This is a genomic window from Variovorax sp. GW821-FHT10D07 (genome assembly GCF_059415325.1).
Genome location: NZ_JBWKMZ010000019.1, coordinates 49,209 through 71,307 on the forward strand (window position 1 = coordinate 49,209; position 22,099 = coordinate 71,307).

General features: G+C 67.7%; 20 protein-coding genes and 1 tRNA gene. 8 read left to right on the top strand and 13 right to left on the bottom strand.

Features of this window, described 5'->3' with window-relative positions:
- Positions 1-57 precede the first annotated feature (57 nt).
- Both rplQ and AC07PU_RS36885 read left to right on the top strand, forming a co-directional pair.
- The gene (rplQ, locus tag AC07PU_RS36880; RefSeq protein ID WP_093351125.1) at positions 58-459 is read left to right on the top strand and encodes a 50S ribosomal protein L17; all 402 of its coding nucleotides are present in this window, start codon (positions 58-60) and stop codon (positions 457-459) included.
- Between the two features lie 21 nt (positions 460-480).
- A tRNA-Met gene (locus AC07PU_RS36885) sits at positions 481-557 on the top strand.
- Positions 558-1,460: 903 nt separating this feature from the next.
- On the opposite strand, the gene AC07PU_RS36890 is transcribed toward AC07PU_RS36885, so the two are convergent.
- The 7 genes from AC07PU_RS36890 to AC07PU_RS36920 form a co-directional block, all read right to left on the bottom strand.
- A complete protein-coding gene (locus tag AC07PU_RS36890) occupies positions 1,461-3,392 on the bottom strand; it encodes a putative phage tail protein (RefSeq protein ID WP_495322979.1) in 1,932 nt (643 codons plus the stop codon).
- Positions 3,393-3,969: 577 nt separating this feature from the next.
- Positions 3,970-4,368 carry a RidA family protein gene (locus AC07PU_RS36895; RefSeq protein ID WP_093351655.1) on the bottom strand — a complete coding sequence of 133 codons (399 nt, stop codon included), beginning with the start codon at positions 4,366-4,368 and terminating at the stop codon, positions 3,970-3,972.
- Complete coding sequence (locus AC07PU_RS36900) at positions 4,362-6,014, bottom strand: AMP-binding protein (RefSeq protein WP_495322980.1); 1,653 nt, start codon at positions 6,012-6,014, stop codon at positions 4,362-4,364. The genes AC07PU_RS36895 and AC07PU_RS36900 overlap by 7 nt, the downstream gene beginning before the upstream one ends.
- A complete protein-coding gene (locus tag AC07PU_RS36905; RefSeq protein WP_495322981.1) occupies positions 6,011-7,201 on the bottom strand; it encodes an acyl-CoA dehydrogenase family protein in 1,191 nt (396 codons plus the stop codon). Before AC07PU_RS36905 ends, AC07PU_RS36900 begins: the two co-directional genes overlap by 4 nt.
- Positions 7,202-7,205: 4 nt before the next feature.
- A complete protein-coding gene (locus tag AC07PU_RS36910; RefSeq protein ID WP_057593158.1) occupies positions 7,206-8,060 on the bottom strand; it encodes an enoyl-CoA hydratase family protein in 855 nt (284 codons plus the stop codon).
- Complete coding sequence (locus tag AC07PU_RS36915) at positions 8,057-8,536, bottom strand: MarR family winged helix-turn-helix transcriptional regulator (protein ID WP_093351117.1); 480 nt, start codon at positions 8,534-8,536, stop codon at positions 8,057-8,059. The genes AC07PU_RS36910 and AC07PU_RS36915 overlap by 4 nt, the downstream gene beginning before the upstream one ends.
- A gap of 16 nt (positions 8,537-8,552) precedes the next feature.
- Positions 8,553-10,901 (bottom strand): bifunctional salicylyl-CoA 5-hydroxylase/oxidoreductase, encoded by a 2,349-nt coding sequence (locus tag AC07PU_RS36920; RefSeq protein ID WP_495322983.1) that lies wholly within the window; start codon positions 10,899-10,901, stop codon positions 8,553-8,555.
- Between the two features lie 187 nt (positions 10,902-11,088).
- Between AC07PU_RS36920 and AC07PU_RS36925 the strand changes: the two genes are divergently transcribed.
- Together AC07PU_RS36925 and AC07PU_RS36930 are read left to right on the top strand one after the other, a co-directional pair.
- The gene (locus AC07PU_RS36925) at positions 11,089-12,360 is read left to right on the top strand and encodes a class I SAM-dependent methyltransferase (protein ID WP_296780377.1); all 1,272 of its coding nucleotides are present in this window, start codon (positions 11,089-11,091) and stop codon (positions 12,358-12,360) included.
- Between the two features lie 13 nt (positions 12,361-12,373).
- The gene (locus AC07PU_RS36930; protein WP_057593162.1) at positions 12,374-12,697 is read left to right on the top strand and encodes a DUF1840 domain-containing protein; all 324 of its coding nucleotides are present in this window, start codon (positions 12,374-12,376) and stop codon (positions 12,695-12,697) included.
- A 91-nt stretch (positions 12,698-12,788) separates the two neighbouring features.
- On the opposite strand, the gene AC07PU_RS36935 is transcribed toward AC07PU_RS36930, so the two are convergent.
- Together AC07PU_RS36935 and AC07PU_RS36940 are read right to left on the bottom strand one after the other, a co-directional pair.
- Positions 12,789-13,811 carry a Bug family tripartite tricarboxylate transporter substrate binding protein gene (locus AC07PU_RS36935; RefSeq protein WP_296796410.1) on the bottom strand — a complete coding sequence of 341 codons (1,023 nt, stop codon included), beginning with the start codon at positions 13,809-13,811 and terminating at the stop codon, positions 12,789-12,791.
- 123 nt (positions 13,812-13,934) lie between these two features.
- Positions 13,935-14,873, bottom strand: coding sequence for a LysR family transcriptional regulator (locus tag AC07PU_RS36940; RefSeq protein WP_495322984.1), 939 nt, complete (start codon positions 14,871-14,873; stop codon positions 13,935-13,937).
- Between the two features lie 112 nt (positions 14,874-14,985).
- Here AC07PU_RS36940 and AC07PU_RS36945 point away from each other — a divergent pair, with 112 nt between their 5' ends.
- Entirely contained in the window at positions 14,986-15,753 is a 768-nt protein-coding gene (locus tag AC07PU_RS36945) for an SDR family oxidoreductase (RefSeq protein ID WP_495322985.1), read from the top strand.
- 9 nt (positions 15,754-15,762) lie between these two features.
- On the opposite strand, the gene AC07PU_RS36950 is transcribed toward AC07PU_RS36945, so the two are convergent.
- From AC07PU_RS36950 to AC07PU_RS36965, 4 genes are all read right to left on the bottom strand, one after another.
- Positions 15,763-16,185, bottom strand: coding sequence for a MarR family winged helix-turn-helix transcriptional regulator (locus AC07PU_RS36950; RefSeq protein WP_495322986.1), 423 nt, complete (start codon positions 16,183-16,185; stop codon positions 15,763-15,765).
- Positions 16,186-16,203: 18 nt separating this feature from the next.
- Positions 16,204-17,184: an alpha-ketoacid dehydrogenase subunit beta gene (locus tag AC07PU_RS36955; protein ID WP_495322987.1), complete on the bottom strand. Its 981-nt coding sequence runs from the start codon at positions 17,182-17,184 to the stop codon at positions 16,204-16,206.
- Positions 17,175-18,197: a thiamine pyrophosphate-dependent dehydrogenase E1 component subunit alpha gene (locus AC07PU_RS36960; RefSeq protein ID WP_395349720.1), complete on the bottom strand. Its 1,023-nt coding sequence runs from the start codon at positions 18,195-18,197 to the stop codon at positions 17,175-17,177. The genes AC07PU_RS36955 and AC07PU_RS36960 overlap by 10 nt, the downstream gene beginning before the upstream one ends.
- Before the next feature lie 101 nt (positions 18,198-18,298).
- On the bottom strand, positions 18,299-18,994 hold the full coding sequence (locus AC07PU_RS36965; RefSeq protein ID WP_495322988.1) for a GntR family transcriptional regulator: 696 nt from the start codon (positions 18,992-18,994) through the stop codon (positions 18,299-18,301).
- A gap of 179 nt (positions 18,995-19,173) precedes the next feature.
- Between AC07PU_RS36965 and AC07PU_RS36970 the strand changes: the two genes are divergently transcribed.
- From AC07PU_RS36970 to AC07PU_RS36980, 3 genes are read left to right on the top strand one after another with little or no spacing between them, the layout of a single operon-like run.
- Positions 19,174-19,977 carry a maleate cis-trans isomerase family protein gene (locus tag AC07PU_RS36970; protein WP_093351091.1) on the top strand — a complete coding sequence of 268 codons (804 nt, stop codon included), beginning with the start codon at positions 19,174-19,176 and terminating at the stop codon, positions 19,975-19,977.
- Between the two features lie 31 nt (positions 19,978-20,008).
- On the top strand, positions 20,009-20,995 hold the full coding sequence (locus AC07PU_RS36975) for a tripartite tricarboxylate transporter substrate binding protein (protein ID WP_495322989.1): 987 nt from the start codon (positions 20,009-20,011) through the stop codon (positions 20,993-20,995).
- A 5-nt stretch (positions 20,996-21,000) separates the two neighbouring features.
- Positions 21,001-22,095: a TRAP transporter substrate-binding protein gene (locus AC07PU_RS36980; RefSeq protein WP_495322990.1), complete on the top strand. Its 1,095-nt coding sequence runs from the start codon at positions 21,001-21,003 to the stop codon at positions 22,093-22,095.
- Positions 22,096-22,099 lie beyond the last annotated feature (4 nt).

Genomic DNA, 22,099 nt, shown 5'->3' on the forward strand with positions numbered 1-22,099 from the left:
TGCACCGGGCAGTACCTGACACGGCTGCCCGTTCTTCAAAAAGCAAAGGAAAGCACCATGCGTCACGGACACGGACTCCGCAAACTCAACCGAACCAGCTCGCACCGCCTCGCGATGCTGCAGAACATGATGAATTCGCTCATCGAGCACGAAGTCATCAAGACCACGGTCCCCAAGGCCAAGGAACTGCGCCGCGTCATCGAGCCGATGATCACGCTCGCCAAGAAGCCCACCGTCGCCAACAAGCGCCTGGCCTTCGACCGCCTGCGCAGCCGCGACTCCGTCGTCAAGCTGTTCGGCGAACTGGGCCCGCGCTTCGCCGCGCGTCCCGGTGGCTACACCCGCATCCTGAAGATGGGTTTCCGCGTGGGCGACAACGCGCCGATGGCGCTGGTCGAACTCGTCGATCGCCCTGAAGTGAGCGAAGTTTCTGCGGCCGACCAGAACGCCGCCGAATAAGTGCTATAATTTATCTCTTGCCGCGCGATGGAGCAGCCTGGTAGCTCGTTGGGCTCATAACCCAAAGGTCGCAAGTTCAAATCTTGCTCGCGCAACCATATTAGAGACTTCCCGCCAGTAGCTGCGACAAGCAGCTACTGGCGGGATTTTTGCATTTTGACGCAGCTCTCGTTGGCGCCGACATTGGGCGGCAGCCCCCGCTGTTATCGGGGGCCTGAAAGACTGGACCGGCATCGCCGCTCAGCGTTTCCTGCCGTTTCATTTTAAGTTGGCAATAACGCTCCGCGATCTCCTTGACGCTGGCCAGCGGCATTACCGCTTGGGCTACCGTGGGTCGGACGCGCTGTGCGCGCTCAAGGGGTAGACGCTGCTGCGTAGCGTGGTGCCGGCCCCGACCTGCTCATAGATCGATCGCATGTCGATCCTATTGGTCAAATTCTTCGCGCTGGTGAACGAGCCGAGCCGATCGGAGCGAAGTGCACATGCCAACGAGGCGGCTCTGTCAACTAGGCGCGCATCTTCGAATGCTTGTGGCTGGCGTGGTTGTCGGCGATGCGGTGCACATCCAGTTCGCTATGCGCAGTCTTGTCGATGGCGCGAAGGAAGGTAAGCGCCTATTGATGACGATGTCGGGGCCGGTGCGACCTAGTTCCGTATAACTGTCGTGAATTGCTGATGACAATCTCGATCAATTCGATCTGCGAACCGGATGCAATGGCGCGCGCGTTCTCGCGCGGCCCACGCGTGGTGCGAATGCGTTGAGAATGCAATGCCCCCTAATACGCCACGACCTTCTTGCGTTTGCGAGGACTCGCGCGCGTTCATCTGGTGAGTACGGAGCGCGGTTATTTGTCCGTCTGTCTAGAAGGCGCTCAATGAATTCAAACACCAAAGAGCGTTCGAAACCGCCGGAAACGTGCTGTAGTTAGAGTGCGCGACGCCAGTCTGCAGCTTCTCGTAGCTTCTAGTCTTCGATGTGATGTCGAGGACGATGTCCCAAATCAGATGCTCATCGTCTCGATGTACAAGCGCCCGAATGCATAAACTCCGTTTGCGTTGGTCATTTCCACGAACACTCCCTCAGTAACAATGGTGTCGACTGGAATGGCCAAGTCGTACATCTTTGGGGCTGTGCTGGCCCCGCCTGTCATGGCGGTAGTAGAGCCGATTTGGGTGGTCTTCGCTGCATCGGCAAATATCTTGATAGTCCCACTCACAACCGCCTGCTGCGAATGAATCAGCACGCGCACTGCGCGCAGAAAAGCCGGTTGTCCGTAGTGGGGCATAGAGAACGTCACTGGAGTTTTACCGTTCAGTAGAGCCCCCCCGATAGATGCCCCCGTGAAGCTGGCCCGGTTGATGACAGACTCTGCGGGCACCGCTGCATTGAAACCCGGACCGTTCGCCATACCTGTAATGCACAGGTTTGGCCGATCTTGGCAACTCTCCCATACGACGCCTGGGTATGATTGATTTGTACCGCCGGCTGCGTCGAAAACAACGTTTGCCGGGCTCGGCGAGAGTGTGCAGTTCTTGAACTTGGTGTAGGTTGCAAATACTTGCCCACCAAAAGCAGAAGTTGGGACCTGTTTGTAGTGGCGCATCTTGATCGTCTGTGCCCAGTTGCCGCCCTCGAACTCGATGGTTCCATTGGAATTTCTATTTTCGATTTGATAGACAGATGGATCTGGCGCGCCACCAGCAAGACCGCCGCCTCTGAAAAGAATCTTGACGTTGGTGGCGTTATTCATGACGGTCAACTGCGTTGTACCAATCGCTCCACCTTGGGGCCAAAATTCGAATTTGCAGTTATCCACCATGTATAAGGACTGCGGACCTCCATTGCCAGATAGATCCAAAAATTTTCCCGACATGGCGATATTACAGGTGTCGAAATGCGTATGGCCGAAGCCAGAAACCTTAAAGGCACTGGTGGTTGTTCCGACAAAACTACATTTTGAAAAATTGTTAATTATGCCTTGATTGTTGGTCGCCTCTAAAAAGGTATTGAAATTGGTGAAATAGCATTCGGAGGCGTAATTGGTGTCTCCATTAAGGGTGCGGTCACCGAAATCGATCTGCTTGTTGAAGCCATGCACTCGCACGCGCTTAAGGATGAAGTTTTGTCCGGCGTGCGTACCGGACAGGTCCCAGCAGGTATTGGTCCAGCTCGATTTTGTGGCAATCGCCCCGGTGTGATTGATGGTCAGGTCCGCAAACTTTAAGTAGGAATAGAGCGTTTGAGTAAATAGTGTCCCCGTATCGATCGTGCGGCGAATCTCTGTCGCGCCGAAGCCCTGTCCTCGAACCGTAAGGCCACGAGCCTCCCCGAGAGGGATGGACCCGTTGCACAGGTAAATACCACGGCCGAAAACGAGAGCCCCTAGCCCAAGTCCGGCGCCGGACCGAGTTGTCAGAAGATACCTTGCGGCGGCAACGACTGCCGAGGTGCAATCCACCTTGCCCGTGTGGTCTGCACCAAACCAGTCCACAAACACATCGCCTCTGAATTGGCGATACCAGCGCCGACCTCGTGCGTCAACGATGATGGTGCCGCCGTTGTCTGCACTTGAACTATCGTCATCGTCGCGCAGGAATGTTCCCTCAATAGCGGTGCCGGTGATCCGTGCTCCCATTGCGCGCCCAGCATAAGCACGCAGTGCGGAGTACTCCCTCATTGGCTTAGAGTAGTCCAGCACGTCCTGTGCGGTGCCTCCGTCAAATCCGACTTCTGCGGCACCGGCGGTTCCGCGAAGCTGTCGGAACCGGCTTCCGATCTCTTCGCCAATCCGCGTAGACATGAGGTCAACTTCTCCTCTCTTGTCTTGGCCGCGCGCGGCCAATGGCATGCTGGCTGCGCCCAGAAGCATTGCTCGCCGAGCGGTGTCGCCGCTGGCGACTTTCTTACTGATTTGTCGAATCCACTGAAACACGCTGTACTCCTGCTGACAAGGAAGCATGCATTCTGCGGAAATGTGGTTTCGCAGGTCGCGGAAAGGTCTCAACCACTTTCATGGCTCCTCCTGGCTACTGGCTGGTGCCAGGTCCCCTAAGTAGCTAGCATTAACTCTGCGTGTCGATGCGGTATCTTGGTAGCGGAGATGCAGCAATGCTTGTGGCAGAGTCGAGAAATGTTCTGGGGAAATCATCATCGGTCGATCCGTCGCAGTTTGATAGGCGAGCCCCAAATATCTTGACTTTAATTGCAGCTATCGAGCGATCTGGCGCGGGGGCATCGAACCGCTTGGCTTCTCTCTCTGCCCGCAGCGCTCCTCCGAGCAGTTCTGGGGCGTTGTTTGCTCGTATTGATGACTTGAACAAGCCTCTCTTGTCTGAATCTCCTAGGGCAAACCACATTGAGAAGAATCTTTCGGCAACAAAGGGCCCTTTTTCTTTGGTTGATCTTTTGGTCGACACGGATTTCTCTGGCCTTTGCCGCGACAGCAAAGCAAGCAAAAGAAAAGCCCTCGCGAGAGGGCTTTGTCGTTGCTGGAGGCAGTGCCTCGTCCTTCAGTCCGGCACCACCGCCGTGACCTCGATCTCGATCTTCGCGCGCGGCTCCACCAGCGCCGCGACCTGCACGCAGGTCATGGCCGGGAAGTTGCGGCCCATCGCATCGCGGTACACCGGGCCGAGCTCGGCGAGCCGGCGGCTGTACTCGTCGCGGTCGACCACGTACCAGGTCATGCGCACCATGTGCTCGGGACCGGCACCGGCCTCGCGCAGCACCTCGACGATGTTGCGCAGCGCAAGGCCGCACTGGTCGATGAAGTCGTCCGACTCGAACTGCTGCTGGGCATTCCAGCCGATCTGTCCGCCGACGAACACCATGGTGCCGCGCGCCGCGACGCCATTCGCATAGCCCTTGGGGGGCAACCAGCCCGGAGGCTGCAAGAGTTTGATCATGATGTGGTGGACCTGTTGTCTTCGGTTTGTCTCAGTTTGAAGCGTTGCAGCTTGCCGGTTTCGGTGCGTGGCAGCACGGACACGAACTCGATCTCGCGCGGGTACTTGAACGGCGCGATCGTGGCCTTCACGTGGTCCTGCAGCGCCTTCACGAGGCCGGCATCGCCGGTCTGTCCGGGCTTGAGCACGCAGAAGGCCTTGACGATCATGCCGCGGTCGGCATCGGGCTTGCCGATCACGCCGCATTCGGCCACGGCCGGATGCTTGAGCAGCGCGTCCTCGACCTCGGGGCCGCCGACGTTGTAGCCGGCGGTGATGATCATGTCGTCGGCGCGCGCCTGATAGAAGAAATAGCCGTCCTCGTCCTGGACGAAGGAGTCGCCTGGATAGTTCCAGCCGTTCTTCACGTAGTCGGCCTGACGCGCATCGTCGAGATAGCGGCAGCCCACCGGGCCCTGCAGTGCCAGCTTGCCGACCGTGCCGCGCGGCACCTCGTTGCCCTCGGCATCGACCACCTTGGCGATGAAGCCCGGCACGGCCTTGCCGACCGCACCGCGGCGCACTTCGTCGCCCGCGGCCGAGATGTAGATGTGGAACACCTCGGTGCCGCCGATGCCGTCGAGCATCTCGAGGCCGGTGGCCTCCTTCCAGAGCTGGCGCGTGGCATCGGGCAAGGCCTCGCCCGCGCTCACGCTGATGCGCAGCGTGGGCGCGCCGAGCTGCTTCACGAACGGCGCCATCTGGCGGTAGAAGGTCGGCGCGGTGTAGCAGATGGTCGCGCCGACCTCGTTGATCAGCTTCACCAGGCCTTCGGGCGTGAAGGGCGCGTCGGGGAAGTAGATCGAGGCACCCGCGTACATCGGGAACACCAGCAGGCCGCCGAGCCCGAAGGTGAAGGCCAGCGGCGGCGAGCCCACCACCACGTCGTCGGGTCGCGCCCGCAGCACGTGGCGCGGCCAGGTCTCGCACATTGCGAGCACGTCGCGGTGCGTGGTCACGGGCGCCTTCGGCTTGCCCGTGGTGCCCGAGGTGAAGGCCAGGAGCGCGATGTCGTCGGCCGCCGTGGGGCAGGCCTCGAAGATGCCGCTCTTGGCGGCCGCGCGCGCCGACAGCGAATCGGGCGCGTCGGGCCGGTTGAAGGCGATGATGTCGGCGAGCACCGGGTGCGCCTGCTGCGCGGCCACCAGCTCGTCGAGCAGCCGGCCGTCGCACAGCGCGGCCACCGGCTGCGACTTCTCGATGATGTCGCCGAGCTCCTTGGCGCGCAGCAGCGGCATGGTCGCGACGGCGATCAGTCCGGCCTTCACCACCGCGAGCCAGGCCAGCGCCATCGCCACCGAGTTGCCGCCGCGCAGCAGCACGCGGTTGCCGGGCACCAGGCCCAGGTCCTCGGTCAGCACCTGCGCGATGCGGTTGACCTCGATGGCGGCCTGCGAATAGCTGAGCGTGCCTTGCGGCGAGCGCAGCAGCGGCCGGTCGCCGAAGCCCTTGGCGGGGGCCTTGTCGAGCAGTTCCTCGACCAGGTTGAGCTGGTCGGGCAGTTGCAGCTCGGGCCGGTCGTAGCGGAAGACCGGCAGCTGCGCCGCCGGCGGCAGCCGGTCGTGCACGAAGCGGTCGACCTGGGCGGATGGAGCGGTCACGGTGTTCATCCCCGCAGTACGGATTTGCCGATGATCAGTTGCTGCACTTCCGTCGCGCCCTCGTAGATGCGCAGCGAACGGATGTCGCGGTAGAGGGCCTCGATCTTGGTGCCGACCTTGACACCGAGGCCGCCATGCATCTGCAGCGCCATGTCGATGACGCGGCTGGCGTTCTCGGTCGCGGCCATCTTGGCCATCGCGGCCGCGGCCGACACGTCGCCCACCGGCGCGCCGCCACGCTGCTCGGCCTCGTCGCGCATCCAGGCCGCGCGGTAGGTCAGGAGCGCCGCGCCGTCGATCAGCGCCGCCATCTCGCCGAGCTTGGCCTGCGTGAGCTGGAAGTCGGCGAGCGTCTGGCCGAACATGCGACGGTTCTTCGCATGCGAGATCGCCTCGGCCAGCGCGCGCCGGCCCATGCCGAGCGCGGCACCGGCCACCGAGGCGCGGAAGATGTCGAGCGTGCGCATCGCGAGCTTGAAGCCGCCGTTCAGTTCGCCGAGCTGGGCGTCGCGCGGCACCACGCAGTCGTCGAAGCGCAGGGTGGCCAGCGGATGCGGCGCCATCACGTCGATGTGCTCGGAGGTGTCGAGGCCGGGTGTGGTCGCATCGACGATGAACACCGTGATGCCGCGCGTGCCGCCCGCGGGATCGGTCTTGGCGAACACGCAGTAGAAGTCGGCGATGCCGCCGTTGCTGATCCAGGTCTTGCTGCCACTGAGGCGCCAGCCGTCGGCCGTGGGTTCGGCGCGCATGGCCATGGCGGCCACGTCGGAGCCGGCCTCGGGCTCGCTCAGCGCGAAGGCCGCGATCTTCTCGCCCTTGCCGACCGCGCCGAGGTAGCGCGACTGCTGCTCGGGCGTGCCCGCGAGCGTGATCGCGCCGCTGCCCAGGCCCTGCATCGCGAACGCGAAGTCGGCCAGCGGCGAGTGGTAGCCGAGGGTTTCGCGCAGCAGCACCAGCGCGCGCGAATCGAGGCGCTCGAGCGCGCCGCCGGCGCTGCCGGGCACCGCGTAGCGCAGCCAGCCGCCGTCGCCGAGGCGGCGCACCCATTCGCGGCAGGCCGCGCGGTCGTCGCGCTCGTCGACCTCCTGCGCGGCGCACCAGGGCAGCAAGTCGCTCGCGAGCGCGCGGTGCGCCTCGTCGAAGAAGGGCAGCGCCAGGTGCGCGGTGGAAGGAGGAGCCGGGATCTTCGCCATGGCCTCAGTCCCCGCCGAACACCGGCTTGCGCTTGGCCGCGAAGGCCTCATAGGCGCGGCGGAAGTCCTCGGTCTGCATGCAGATCGCCTGTGCCTGCGCCTCGGCCTCGATCGCCTGGTCGATGGTCATCGACCATTCCTGCGCCAGCATGGTCTTGGTCATGCCGTGCGCGAAGCTCGGGCCCTCGGCCAGCTCGCGCGCCATCTTGGTCGCGGCCTCGAGCAGCGCGTCGCTTTCGTGCAGCGCGTTGAAGAAGCCCCAGGCATGGCCCTCCTGCGCGGTCATCGCACGGCCGGTGAACAGCAGCTCGGAAGCGCGGCCCTGGCCGATCACGCGCGGCAGCAGCGCGCAGGCGCCCATGTCCGCGCCGGCCAGGCCGACGCGCGTGAACAGGAAGGCGGTGCGCGTGGCGGGCGAGCCGTAGCGCAGGTCGCAGGCCAGCGCGATCATCGCGCCGGCGCCGGCGCACACGCCGTCGATGGCGCCGACGATGGGCTGCGGGCAGGCGCGGATCGCCTTCACCAGGTCGCCCGTCATGCGCGTGAACTCGAGCAGCTCGGGCATGCGCATGCCGGTCAGCGGGCCGATGATCTCGTGCACGTCGCCGCCCGAGCAGAAGTTGCCGCCCGCGCCCGTGACCACGATCACCTTCACGTCGCTCGCGTAGTTGAGCGCGCGGAACAGGTCGCGCAGCTCGGCGTACGAGTCGAAGGTCAGCGGGTTCTTGCGCTCGGGGCGGTTCAGCGTGATGGTGCCCACGCCGTTGTCGTAGTGCCAGGCGAAGTGCTTCGCGGCATAGGCCGCCTTCGCTTCGAATTGCGCGTGCATGGGATTGCCCGCACCGATGTAATGCTTCATTCGGCCTCCGCCAGTGTCTGGCTCTGTGAGTGTTGCTTGACCTTGCCGAGCAGCTTGTGCAGCTGCGCGATCTCCTTGCCCGTGAGGCCCGCGAAGGCCCCGACGATCCAGTCCTCGTGCTGCTGCGCCATCTCGTGGAACAGCTTGCGGCCGCGCGGCGTGAGCCGCACGCGCCAGGCGCGGCGATCGCCCTCGACGTCGACGCGCTCGACCAGGCCCTCGGTCACGAGCTGGTCGGTGATGCCGGTCACGTTGCCGCCGGTCACCATCATCCGGCGCGAGAGCTCGTTCATCTTCAGTCCCTCGGGCGAGCGCTCGAGCTGCGACATCAGGTCGAAGCGCGGCAGCGTGGTGGTGAACTGCGCGCGCAGCCCGTTGCGCACTTCCTTCTCGATCAGCTGCGTGCAGGTCAGCAGGCGCAGCCACAGCCGCAGCGCTTCGGGATGCTCGGCGTGGGCGCGGGCTTCGAGGTCCATGGGGTGCCGCCGGTGATCAGTGCGTTTCTTCGCTCTGCGCCGCGGCCATCGCGGCGGTGGCTGCCGCCGCCATCTGCTGCTGCTTGGCGATCTCGCGGTACATCTGGTCGCGCCCGCTCAGGTACTGCTTCGGCCAGTCGACGGCGCGGCTCTGCAGCTTGGCGGCCTCGTGCAGCGTCCAGGCCGGGTCGGCCAGGTGTGGCCGCGCGATCGCGCAGAGGTCGGCGCGGCCGGCCGCGATGATGCTGTTGGCCTGGTCGGCCTCGGTGATCGCGCCCACGGCGATGGTCGAGATGCCGACCTCGTTGCGGATGCGGTCGGCGAACGGCGTCTGGTACATGCGGCCGTAGACCGGCTTGGCGGCGCGCGTGGTCTGGCCCGAGGAGACGTCGATGAAGTCGGCGCCCGCGTCCTTGAAGAAGCGCGCGATCGCCACCGCGTCGGCATCGGTGTTGCCGCCCGGCGCCCAGTCGTGGGCCGAGATGCGCACGCTCATCGGCCTGTCGGCCGGCCAGGCGGCGCGCATCGCGCGAAACACCTCGAGCGGATAGCGGCAGCGGTTCTCGAGGCTGCCGCCGTACTCGTCCTCGCGCAGGTTGGTCAGCGGGCTGATGAAGGCCGACAGCAGGTAGCCGTGCGCGCAGTGCAGCTCGAGCCAGTCGAAGCCGGCCTCGGCCGTGCGCCGGGTCGATGCCACGAACTGATCGCGCAGCGTGTCCATCTCGGCGCGCGTGATCGCGGCCGGCAGCTGGTTCTGCTCGCCGTAGGGTAGCGCGCTGGCGGCCAGCAGCGGCCAGTTGCCGCTGGGCAGCGGCTCGTCGGTGCCTTCCCAGCCCACCTGCGTCGAGCCCTTGGGGCCGCTGTGGCCGAGCTGCATCGCGATCTTCGCGCTCGACTGCGTGTGCACGAAGTCGACGATGCGCTTGAACGCGGCCTGCTGCTCGTCGTTGTAGAGGCCGGTGCAGCCGGGCGTGATGCGGCCTTCGGGCGTGGGGCTGGTCATCTCGACGAACACCATCGCCGCGCCGCCGAGCGCGCGCGCGCCCAGGTGCACCAGCAGGAAGTCCTGCGGCACGCCGTCGACCGCGCTGTAGGTCGCCATCGGCGACACCAGGATGCGGTTCTTGAGTTCGAGGCCGCGCACCTTGAGCGGCATCAGCATCGGCGCGACGGCCTTGCCGCCGGCCAGCCACTGCTCGTAGCCGCCGAGCCACTTGGTGTCGCGCAGCCGCAGGTTCTCGTGGCTGATGCGTTGCGAGCGCGTGAGCAGCGAATAAGCGAACTGCTCGATCTCCATGCCGGTGTAGCGCGGCACGTTCTCGAACCATTCGGTGGAGTTGCGCGCGGCGTTCTGGATCTTGAGCACCTCGACGCTGCGGCGCGCCTCGTACTGCTCGAGCACCTGGTCGGTGCTGCCGCCGGCCGCGAATTCGTTGGCCAGGTCGATCGCGTCTTCGAGCGCGAGCTTGGTGCCCGAGCCGATCGAGAAGTGCGCCGTGTGCGCGGCATCGCCCATCAACACCACGGGCACCGAGCGGCCGCCGATGTCGACGCGGTGCGTCCAGTGCTCGCACACCACGCGCGGGAAGCGGATCCAGTTGGCCGAGCCGCGCAGGTGCGTGGCGTTGCTGATCAGCGTGTGGCCGCCGAGGTACTTCGCGAACAGCTTCTCGCAGAAGGCGATCGCCTCGGGCTGCTCCATCTTGTCGAGGCCGTGGGCCTGCCACACGGCCTCGGGCGTCTCGACGATGAAGGTCGAGGTGTCCTTGTCGAACTGGTAGGCGTGGGCCTGGAACCAGCCGTGCTCGGTCTGTTCGAAGGCGAAGGTGAAGGCATCGAAGGTCTGGTGCGTGCCGAGCCAGACGAAGCGGCACTGGCGCAGGTCGATGTCGGGCTGGAACACGTCGGCATAGCGCTGGCGGATGCGGCTGTTGAGGCCGTCGCTCGCGATCACCAGGTCGGCCTCGTACTTCGCGGCCAGCGCCTGGTCGTCGGTCACGTCGGTCTCGAACACCAGCTCGACGCCGAGCGCGAGACAGCGCTCCTGCAGGATGTTGAGCAGCCGCTTGCGGCCGATGCCGCAGAAGCCGTGGCCGCCCGAGCGCACCTGGCGGCCCTTGAAGAAGACCTGGATGTCGTCCCAGTGGTGGAAGTCGTCGCCGATCAGCGTGGCGGACTCGGCGTCGGCCGCGCGCAGGTTCGCGAGCGTCTGGTCGCTGAGCACCACGCCCCAGCCGAAGGTGTCGAAGGGCCGGTTGCGCTCCACCACCGTGATCTGGAGGGCCGGGTTGCGCGCCTTCATCAGCAGCGCGAAGTACAGGCCGGCGGGCCCGCCGCCGATGCACAGGATGCGTTGGAGGTCCATGGACGGGGCGTGGGCGATGCTGTTCATGGTTGAATAGTTTAGACATAAACAATCTGGTGTCAAACGGATTTTCCCGAAGCACATCGGGCCCGCCGGTGCCGGCGCCGGCCGGCGTCCCCGCGATGCGATCCGGGCCGCCCGATGCAACCGCATGCAAGAAGCTCGAAAAATCAATACCATGCGGCCCATGCAAAGCTTGATACCCAAGATCGAGTCGCAGCTGGCTTCGCTTCCCGTGCCCGTGGCACTGCAATTGCCCGATGGGCGACGGGTGGCGGCAGCCGGTTCGCGTGTCACGCTGGCTTTCTCGGAATGGTCCGCCCTGGCCAAGCTCGCAGGCCGACAGGTAGGCGCGATCGGCGAGGCCTACGTCGAGGGCAAGGTGCAGATCGAGGGCGCGATGCGCGACCTGATCGACGCCACCGTCGGGCTGCTGCCCGGCAACCCGGCCGAGACCGACACCGGATGGTGGAGCCGCCTGCAGCACCTGGCCAAGTCGCGCGGCTCGCACTCGCTGCGCAAGGACGCCGCCCAGATCGAGTTCCACTACGACGTCTCCGACGACTTCTACGCGCTGTGGCTCGACCCGCGCCGGGTCTACTCGTGCGCCTACTACGCGACGCCCGACCTCACGCTGGCGCAGGCGCAGGAAGCCAAGCTCGACCACATCTGCCGCAAGCTGATGCTCAAGCCCGGCGAGCGCTACCTCGACGTCGGCTCGGGCTGGGGCGGCCTGCTGCTGTGGGCGGCCGAGCACTACGGCGTCGACGCCACCGGCATCACGCTGTCGCGCAACCAGCATGCGCATGTGCAGCGCCTGATCGAGGAGAAGGGCCTCACGGGCCGCGTGCGCGTCGAGCTGCGCGACTACCGCGAGCTGTCGGCCGAGCGGCCGTTCGACAAGATCTCCTCGGTGGGCATGTTCGAGCACGTGGGCGCGGCCAACATGCCGACCTACTTCGCCAAGATCCATTCATTGCTGGCACCCGGCGGCCTGCTGATGAACCACGGCATCACCTCGGGCCAGCTCAACTACCGCCAGCTCGGCAACGGCATGGGCGACTTCATCGAGAAGTACATCTTCCCGGGCGGCGAGCTGCTGCACGTCACGCACGTGCTGCGCGAGACCGCGGCGGCCGGCCTGGAGATCGTCGACGTCGAGAGCCTGCGGCCGCACTACGCACGCACGCTGTGGGCCTGGTCCGACGCGCTCGAGGCGCAGCTCGAGACCGCGCGCGCCGTGCTGCGCAATGGCGGCAGCGAGCGCCAGCACGCCAACGCCGAGCGCATCCTGCGCGCCTACCGGCTCTACCTCGCGGGCTCGGCCATGAGCTTCGAGCAGGGCTGGATCGGCCTGTACCAGATGGTCTCGACCAAGCCCGACGGCAAGGTCGATCACGGCACTTTGCGCGGTGCGCAATCGGTGTACCCTTTCACGCGTGATCATCTCTACAAGTGAAAGGGACACCCCCATGCTCTATCGTTTCCAGTCCAGGGCCTCGTCGGATTTCGTGATGCTCGAGACGCACGCGCGCCAGTTGTTCGACATCGTCGGCAAGTCGCCTTCGGCGCAAGGAATCATCACGGTCGAGCAGATTCCCGGGGCGATCTCGGCCATCGAGGCCGCGCTCGCACGCGAGAAAAGCAACACCCACAACCATGACGAATTCGCGGTCGAGGACCACACCCACGACGCCGAAAAACAGCATGTGGCGCTGCACCAGCGCGCCACGCCGCTGCTGCACATGCTCAAGGAATCGCTGGCCGAAAACAAGGACGTGACCTGGACCACCTGAGTTCGGGTCGGACAACCGGCCGCGCGGCGGCCGGTGTCCGGCGCCAGTCCGCGACGGACGGGCGCTGAATCTTCACTCGGGCGGGACTCCCTCAGTCCACCTTCGCGCCCGACTCCTTCACCACCTTCGCCCACTTCACGTGCTCGCTCGCGATGAGCTTCGTGAAGTCGGCCGGCGTGTTGCCGCTCGGGATCGCGCCCTGCGCCAGCATCTTCTCCTTGATCGCCGCCGTGCCGAGCGACTTGGCGACTTCCTGCTGGATGCGGTTGACGATCTCGGGCGAGGTGCCCGCCGGCGCCAGCAGCCCGAACCACGAGCTGGCCTCGAAGCCCTTGAGCGTCGGGCCGCCGGCCTCTTCCACCGTCGGCACGTCGGGCAGCGCGGGCGAACGCTGCGCGCTGGTCACGGCCAGTGCCGTGAGCTTGCCGGCCTTGATCTGCGCCATCGACGAGGGCAGGTTGTCGAACATCACGTCGGCGTTGCCGGCCACCATGTCGAGCAGGGCCGGGCCCGAGCCCTTGTAGGGGATGTGGGCCATGAAGGTGCCAGTCATGCTCTTGAACAGCTCGCCCGCGAGATGGATCGAGGTGCCGCTGCCGCTCGAGGCCATGTTGAACTTGCCGGGGTTGGCCTTGCTGTACTTGATGAAGTCCTGCACGTTGTGGATGCCGAGCGTCTTCGCCTTCTCGGCGTTCATCTCCATCACGTTCGGCACCGCGGCCACCATGGTGATCGGCGCGAAGTCCTTGATCGGGTCGAAGGGCAGCTTCGGATAGAGCGCGCGGTTGATGCCGTGCGTGCCCACCGTGCCCATCAGCAGCGTGTAGCCGTCGTTCGGTGCGCGCGCGACGATCTCCGCGCCCAGGTTGCCGCCCGCGCCCGCGCGGTTGTCGACGATGAACTGCTGGCCGAAGGCCTTCGAGAGCTCGGGCGCGATCGCGCGCGCGAGGATGTCGGTGGTGCCGCCCGCGGCGAAGGGCACGACGATGCGCACCGGCTTGGTGGGCCAGGTGCCTTGCGCCCACGAGGGGGCGGCGAGCAGCGTCGCGGCGGCGGCGACCGAGGCGGCGAGCAGCGCACGCCGGGACGGGAAGTGGAGAGGGGAAGAAGTCATGCGCGCCTTTGTACAGGCGCGTGCCGCGCCCGTCGCGGGTGAAAACCCCGGGCGCGGTTCATTGAAGTACCTTCGTGCTTCGCACTGCGGTGCGAGCTTGCCTGGGGCGGCCCGGCGCGGCGCTCAGCCCACCTGCATGCGCTGCGCGAACCGCTCCTCGCGAAAGCGTTCGAGCACGAAGTCGACGAAGGCCCGCGTCTTCGGCGGCAGCAGCTTCTTGCTCGGGTAGTAGAGCCAGACCGCGCCCGCGTCGTGGTGCCACTCGGGCAGCAGCCGCAACAGGCTGCCGTCGCGCAGTCCCTGCTCCACGAAGGGCATCGGCAGCATCGCCACGCCCAGCCCCATCAGCGCGGCCTGCGCGATGGCCTCGGGGTCGTTGAAGATCGCGCGCGGGCGCGGCAGCTCGACCGTGACCTCCGCCTCCTTCGCCGTGCCGCGCGCATGCCGCAGCGTCCAGCTGCGCAGCCGGCCCGTGGGCGAGGAGCGGCGCACCAGCGCGTCGAGCGCCGCCAGCTCCGACGGATGGCGCGGCATCCGCCGCTGCGCCATGTAGGCCGGCGCTGCCACCGCCACCACGTGGATGCGCGCCAGCTCGCGCGCCACCAGCCCGGCCGACAGCTCGAAGCCGCCGCCGATGGCCGCGTCGAAGCCCTCGCCGACGAGGTCGGCCTGCAGGTTGTCGAAGTGCCAGTCCGGCACGATCGCCGGGTAGCGCGCGAGGAAGTCGCCCATCATCGGCAGCACGTGCGTGCGGCCGAAGGCCTGGCCCATGCTGACCTTGAGCGTGCCCGAGGGCTGGCCGTCGTCCTTGTCGATGCCGGCCACCGCCTCCTGCAGGGTGGCGAGCGCGCCGCCGATCTGCGCCAGGAAGCGCTCGCCGCCCTCGGTCAGCGTGAGCCGGCGCGTGCTGCGCTGGAACAGCCGCACGCCGAGCCGCGCCTCCAGCCGCGCCACGTTCTTGCTGACCGCGGCCGGCGTCAGGCCGAGGCGGCGCGCGGCGGCCGAGAAGCTGCCGCCCTCGGCGCTCTGCACGAAGGAAGCGAGGTGATTGAGCGGTTCCATCGCGCCATTTTCAACCAATGGTTGAATTTGATGGAACCGATTGATGGCTACCGCAAACGCAATCGAAGGCAGAGACTGGAGGCCTTCCAACCCACTCATCCAGGAAAAAACCATGACCTCCACCACCACCTCCCCGACCCCCGTCCTCGCCGGCAAGGTCGCCTTCGTCACCGGCGGCTCGCGCGGCATCGGCGCGGCCATCGTGCGTCGCCTGGCGCGCGACGGCGCCGCCGTGGCCTTCAGCTACAGCAGCTCGCAGACCGTCGCCGAGGAACTCGCGCGCAGCCTCGAGGCCGAGGGCGGCCGCGCGCTCGCGCTGAAGATCGACAGCGCCGACGCCGAGGCGCTCAAGGCCGGCATCGATCAGGCGGCGCGCCACTTCGGCGGCCGCATCGACATCCTGGTCAACAGCGCCGGCGTGCTGCACCTGGGGCCGGTCGACCAGCTCACGCTGGCCGATTTCGACCGCACCATCGCCGTCAACGTGCGCGCCGTGTTCGTCGCCATCCAGGCCGCGCTGGCGCACATGGGCAGCGGCGGGCGCATCGTCAACATCGGCAGCACCAACGCCGAGCGCATGCCCTTCGCGGGCGGCAGCATCTACGCCATGAGCAAGTCGGCGCTCACGGGCCTGGTGCAGGGCCTGGCGCGCGACCTCGGCCCGCGCGCCATCACGGTCAACAACGTGCAGCCCGGCCCGGTCGATACCGACATGAACCCGGCCAACGGCCCGATGGCCGCGACCATGCACAGCTTCATGGCGCTCGACCGCCACGGCCACGCCGACGAGATCGCGGGCATGGTGGCCTACCTCGCGAGCCCCGAGGCCGCGTTCGTGACCGGCGCCGGGCTCAACATCGACGGCGGTTTCGCGGCCTGAGCCGGGCCCTCAGTCGGCGCGCTGCACGGCCTCGGTGAGCCGGTCCAGCGTCGCGCCCAGCCGTGCGAGTTCGGCGGCGTCGATGCCGGCGAACAGCGCGGCCTCGCGTTCGCGCCCGAGCGCGCCCACCGTCTCGTGCAGCGCCTTGCCCGTGGCCGTGAGGTGCAGCCGGCTCCTGCGCTGGTCGGTCGGATCCTCGCGGCACTGCACGCGCCGGTGGCGCTTGAGGCCGGCCAGCGCGCGGCTCACCGCCATCTTGTCGAGACCGGTCTGGTCGGCCACCTGCGAGGCGGTGAGCCCGGGCTGCGCGCCCAGCACCGCCATCGTGCGCCACTCGTTGAGCGTGAGCTGGTGCTCGCGGCCCACGCGTTCGTGGAACGGCCGCGCCGTGAGGTTGACCACGCGCACCAGCTTGAAGAACAGCGGGTCCATGGGTGCGCGGGGCGCGTGTCAGCCGGCCAGCTTCTTCGCCGCCGCGACGATGGCGTCGACGCCCACGCGCGACTGCGCCTCGAGCACCGGCGCATAGCCGACCGGAATGCGCGGCGCGCCGAGCCGCGCGATGCGGCAGCCCGTGGCCTCGGCCGCGCTGGCCGCGATCTCGGCGCCGAAGCCCGCGGCCTGCACCGCCTCGTGGGCCACCAGCAGCCGGCCGGTGCGCGCGCAAGATTCGAACACCGTCTCGCGGTCCCAGGGCCACAGCGTGCGCAGGTCGATCAGGTCGACCGCGATGCCCTCGGCCGCGAGCCGCTCGCAGGCCTCGGCGCAGACCTGCGCCTGCCGGCTCCAGCTCACCAGCGTGAGCGCGTCGCCCGCGCGCCGCCGCGCCGCCTTGCCCAGCGGCACCGCCAGCGTCTCGTCGACCGGGCCGCGCGCGCCCCACAGCGTCTTGTGCTCGATGTAGACCACCGGGTCGCCGCACTGCAGCGCCGCGCGCAGCAGCGAATGGTTGTCCTGCGGCGTCGACGGGCTCACCACCACCACGCCCGGCAGGTGCGCGAACCAGGCCTCGAGCGATTGCGAGTGCTGCGCCGCCGAGGCGTCCCAGATGCCGCCCGGCATGCGCGCCACCAGCGGCACGCGGCCCTGGCCGCCGAACATGAAGCGGTTCTTGGCGGCCTGGTTCACCAGTTCGTCCATGCCGCACAGCGCGAAGTCGACCACGCGCATCTCGACCACCGGCCGCAGGCCCGCGAGCGCCATGCCCACGCCCGCGCCCATGATCGCGGCCTCGCTGATCGGCGTGTCGATCACGCGCCGCTCGCCGAAGCGCTGCTGCAGCCCCTTGTACTGGCCGAAGATGCCGCCGCGGCCCACGTCCTCGCCGAGCACGACCACGCGCGCGTCGGCCTCCATCTCGCGCGCGATCGCGCGCACGGCGGCTTCGGAGTAGCTGAGTTCTTCCACGGTGTTCGCTGCGTTCAGTGCCATTGCCCGGCTCCCGTGGTCTGCACGTCGGTGAAGGCGGCGCCGGCCTCGGGCCAGGGCGCCGCGTCGGCGGTGGCGAGGGCGGCCTCGACCTCGGCCGTGGCCGCGTTCTCGATCGCATCGAGCGCCGCCGCCTCGAGCCCGGCTTCCAGCAGCCGGCCGCGCGCGCGGGCCAGCGGATCGGTCTCGAGCGCCGCCGCCAGCTCGGCCGGATCGCGGTAGGCCGCGAGGTCGACCGACACGTGGCCCTTCACGCGGTAGGTCAGCGCATGCAGCAGACGCGGTCCGCCGCCTCCGCGCACCTCGGCCACCAGCCGCGCCGCGGCCGCGTGCACCGCGAACACGTCGTTGCCGTCGACCTGCGTGGCCGCGATGCCCAGCGCTTCGGCGCGCGCCGAAGCGCCTTCGCCCGCGGTCATCGGGCCGCTCGCGGTGGTCGCGCTCCAGCGGTTGTCCTCGCAGACGAACAGCACCGGCAGCTCGTACACGCGGGCCCAGTTCAGCGCCTCGAGGAAGGGGCCGCGGTTGATCGCGCCGTCGCCGAAGAAGCAGACCGTGAGGGCGTCGCCCTGGCCCAGCACCTTCTGCGCATGCGCCGCGCCCACCGCGATCGGCAGCCCGGCCGCCACCACGCCGTTGGCGCCCAGCATGCCGACCGAGAAATCGGCGATGTGCATCGAGCCGCCCTTGCCGCCGTTGAAGCCCGTGGCCTTGCCGAACAGCTCGCACATCATGCGTGCGAGGTCGGCGCCCTTGGCCAGCGTGTGGCCGTGGCCGCGATGCGTGGACGTGAGGTAGTCGCTCGCGCGCAGGTGCGCGCAGACGCCGGCCGGCACCGCCTCCTGCCCGGTCGACAGGTGCAGCGGCCCGCGCACCTTGGCCGCGCCGCCGGCCTGCTGCCCATAGGCGCTCACGCCGCCCTGGCTGGCCGTCTCGGCCGCGTTCTCGAACGCGCGGATGCGCACCATGGTGCGGTACAGCGCCTCGGCGGCGCCGCTGGGGATGTCCAGGTCCATCTTGTCTCCGACGCCTGTGGAATGGGCGTTTGCGGAAAAATCGTATCAAGCGTGACGGACTGGGGGCAGGGGGCTTTCCCCGGGGAGGCGGTCCTGCGCGTTCAGGCCGCCTTGCGCCGCGATCCACTCGCAGCCTGCGCCGCGGTCGCGTCGGCCGCGGCCTTCATCCCCTCGAGGATCGCCTCGCACTTGTGCTTCAGGTGCGTCTTGAGGATGCCCGACAGCGAGGCCGCGTCGCGCCGCGCCAGCGCGTTGAGCATGCCCTCGTGTTCCGCCATCGCGCGCGACCAGATCTCGGGCGTCATCGGCGAGTTGAAGCGGATGCGCCGGATGCGCGCGTTGATCAGCGCGTACTGGTCGAGCAGCACCGGGTTGCGCGTGGCCTGCACGATGGTCTCGTGGATGCCGCGGTTCAGCGCGTAGTAGCTCGCCATGTCGCGCGCCGCGAAGGCACTGCGCATGCGCTCGTGCAGCGCGGTGATCTCCGCGAGCTGCGCGTCGGTGACGCGCGCGGCCGCCTGCTCGCCGGCCAGCGCCTCGAGCGCGCCGGCCACCGCGAACAGCCCCTCCACCTCCTCGAGCGACAGCTCGCGCACGCGCGCGCCGCGGTTGGGCAGCAGCTCGACGTGGCCTTCGGCGGCCAGCACCTTGAGCGCCTCGCGCAGCGGCGTGCGCGAGATGCCGAAGCGCTCGCACAGCAGGGCTTCGGGCACCTTGCTGCCCGGCGGGAACTCGCCCTGCACGAACACTTCGCGCAGGTTTCCGAGCAGATCGTTGTGAACGAATTCTTTGGCCATGGGCAATTATGAATTCATTTTTTGATGAAATCGCCTGTTGAGGCCCTTGAAAGGGAGAATTTTCGGCCATTTGAATTCAAAGTGTTGACCGAGCCGGTCGGCCTCCGCTACATTGAACGCATTCATTTGCAGCACTTGAACCCCCGAAACTCTCCCAATCCAGCTTCAAAAGGCAATTTATGAATGCATTCCAGCAAGGCATCGTCGAAATCGCAGGTTCGACCCACGACACCGACCGCTACACCAACGCCCTCGGTCCGCGTGGCGTGATCGGCGTGATGACGCCGGGACCGAACGTGAACGTCGAGAACGAGATGATGGACATGCGTCCGCGCGGCGTGATCAACGCCATCGACCGCTACTACGTGCCGAACCAGAAGATCGCGCAGGACGAGGACTGGTCGGTGATCATGCGCAACGTCACGGCCAACCTCGACGACTCGGTGCGCCGCCTCAAGGAAGCGCTGATCGACCACCTCGTGCTCGGCATGTCCTCGCAGAGCTACATGGGCGGCGAGAAGGGCAGCTTCGCGCTGCTCGAGCACCTCGAGAAGCTCTCGGGCGTGCCGGTGACCATGGGCGCGCAGTCGGCCGAGCAGGCTTTCAAGCTCTGCGGCGCGAAGCGCATCGCGCTGCTCACGCCCTACTACCCGGTGATCGAGACCAACGCCATCAGCTATTTCACGTCGCGCGGCTTCGAGGTGGTGCACGTCGAGGGGCTCAAGTGCAAGAGCATCATCCACGTCGCCTCGCAGACCTACGAGCAGCTCGCCGAGGCCACCCTGCGCTGCGAGGCCGCCAAGCCCGACGCGATCCTGCAGCTGGGCACCAACCTGGCCTATGCGCGCGTGGCCAACGATGCCGAGAAGTGGCTCAGGAAGCCGGTCTTCGCCTCGGGCCCGGTGATCTATTGGTCGGCGCTGCGCAGGATGGGCATCAAGGATCAGTTCCCGGGCTTCGGCAGCCTGACGGAATTCCACTGAGTCGGGCGCGCGCAGAACAAAGGAGACAAGCATGACGACGAGACAACGCATGCGCGCGGCCGGCGCCGCGCTCGCAGCCTGGGTGCTGCTCGGGCTGTTGCCCGCGGCCGCCGAGGAGCATTGGCCGGCCAAGCCGGTCACGCTGCTGGTGGGCTTCGCGCCCGGCGGCGGCACCGACCTGATCGCGCGCCAGGTCGCGCCGCGCCTGTCCGAGCTGCTGAAGCAGCCGGTGATCGTCGAGAACCGCGCCGGCGCCAGCGGCACCATCGCGACCGCCGCGGCGGCGCGCGCGCGGCCCGACGGCTACACGCTGCTGCTGGGTCACGTGAGCTCGAACGCGATGGTGCCGGCGATCATGCCGAAGCTGCCCTACGCGGCGGCGCGCGACTTCACCGCCATCACGCTGATCGGCAGCGTGCCGCAGGTGGTGACCGTGCCCGCGAGCCTGCCCGTGAAGACGCTGCAGGAATTCATCGCCTTCGCGAAGACCAAGCCGGGCGGCGTCAACTACGCCTCCTCGGGCGCGGGCACGCAACAGCACTTCGCGGCCGAGCTGTTCCAGCAGGCCACGCGGACCACCATGACGCACGTGCCCTACAAGGGCAGCGGCGCGGCGCTGGCCGACCTGATCGCGGGCCAGGTCGACGTGAACTTCGACACCGTGCCCACCGTGCTGCAGCAGGTGAAGGCCGGCAAGCTGCGCGCGCTCGCCGTCACATCGCGCCAGCGCGCGGCCAGCCTGCCCGAGGTGCCGACGGTGATCGAGGCCGGCGTGCCCGACTACGAGATCGGCGCCTGGTACATGCTGATGGGCCCGGCCGGCCTGCCCAAGCCGGTGGTCGACGCGCTCGCCGATGCGATGAACCGCACGCTGCAGTCGCCCGAGGTGCGCGACAAGCTCGCGGCGCTGGGCACCGACGTCGCGGGCGGCACGCCGGCCCAGGCGCAGGACTACCTGAAGGCCGAGATCGCGCGCTGGAGCAAGCTGGCCGCGGACAAGCGCATCGTGGCGGAGTGATGGCCATGCCCGGGAACTTCGCTCTCCTGCGCCGCGGCCTGGCCGCGCTCCTGCTGCCGTGCGCGCTCGCGCTGTCGCTCGCCGGCTGCGCGGCACCCGCCGCCGCGCCACCGGCCACCCAACCCATCGTGTGGCGCATGGGCACCTCGTGGCCCACCAGCCTGCCGCTGCTGCACGAAGCCGCGCTCGACTTCGCCGACACCGTGAACGCCGCCTCGGGCGGGCGCCTGCGCATCGAGACCATCGATCCCGCGCGCCATGGCAAGCCCGCGGGCCTGCTGCAGGCGCTGCGCGCTGGCGAGTTCGATCTCGTTCACACCACGGCGCAGTACTACGCCGCCGAAGTGCCCGCGATCGACTTCTTCACCGCCGTGCCCTTCGGTCTGCTGCCGGTCGAGCAGGAAGGCTGGCTCAACGAGGGCGGTGGCCAGGCGCTGTTCGAGGCGGTGCTGGCGCCGCTGGACGTGCTGCCGCTGACGGCGGGCCACACCGGCATCCAGATGGGCGGCTGGTTCGCGAAGCCGTTGCGCATGCCCGAGGACCTGCGCGGCGTGCGCGTGCGCATCGCGGGCTTTCCGGGCCGCGTGCTGGCGCGCGTGGGCGCGGTGCCGGTGAACCTGCCGCTGGGGCAGATCGTGCCGGCCTTCGCCGAGGGCCGCATCGACGCGGCCGACGTGGTCGGTCCCGCGATCGACGCGACGCTGCCGCTCGCGCGCTATGCGCCGCACTACGTCGCGCCCTGGCACGAGCCCGACGTGGCGATGCACCTGTTCATCGGCCGCGCGAAGTTCCTCGCGCTGCCGGCCGACCTGCAGCAGATCGTGCGGCAGTCGGCGCAGGCGGCCGCGCTGCGCTCGATCGCGCGCGCCAACGACCGCAACGCGGTGGCGATGCGCGAACTCGAGGCGCGCGGCACGCGCATCGAGCCGCTGCCGCCAGCCGTCGTCGAGGCCCTGCGCGAGGCCACGCGCGTGGAGCTCGATGCCAGCGCGCGCGCCGACGCCGATGCGCGCCGCGTGATCCAGAGCCTGCTGGCCTACAAGGCGCGCGTCGCGCCCTACAGCCTGCAGGCCGACCAGGCCGTGTTCAAGGTGCGTTGAGCCA